The 668-nt window shown below is 61.2% G+C and carries 1 protein-coding gene; it reads left to right on the forward strand.

The genetic code is table 11. The features are described 5' to 3' along the window. A partial coding sequence (locus tag E1297_RS48875; protein ID WP_209015555.1) for a hypothetical protein occupies positions 1–668 on the forward strand: 668 nt, incomplete at both ends.

The following is a 668-nucleotide window of genomic DNA, read 5'->3' on the forward strand; positions in this document are numbered from 1 at the left end:
TGGGGCAGTTTCCACGGCAGCAGCAGTCATACCGAGGGGCATGACCTGATGGGCGGGCGCACGCCGATCACAACGGAAGCGCTGGTTGCCTATAACGGGTTGCGGGCGTTTCTGGGCTTGAGCGCGACCGATATCGACACGGTCGGCCAATGGGCGTTCGACAACGACCTGACCAATAACGACCAGTATTGGGGCGGGGATCTGCAGGGTGTGGGGCTTTATTATGCCATGCAGGGCGCCAAGGTCGGCTGGATCCGGGACGATGCCTTCGATCCGCAGATCCTGGCCGACATTCAGCGGACCGCGCGCCTCGGCACCACCGAAGAGGTGATGGCGATGGTCGAGCAATATGGTCATGACGGTTTGGCCGGCTATCTGAGCGAAAACGGTCTGGTCGACCATTTCGTCAGCACGCTCCAGATGGAGCCGCATTACGGGGGCTGGATGCATGGGCGGACCCATGGGGACCTGGTCTTTGCGGATGACAGCGGCAGCCAGATCGCCACGGCGCACGATCTCAACCATCTGACCGTGTTGAGCCACGATCAGACGCAGCCTTTCATGAACGACACGTTCGACTGGCCGCAATGGGCCGCCCTTGAGGTCGAGCATGCCGATGTCATCGACTATTTCCAGAGCATGCTGGTTCTCGGGGACCCGCTTGGAGA

The organism is Roseibium sp. RKSG952, assembly GCF_009711355.1.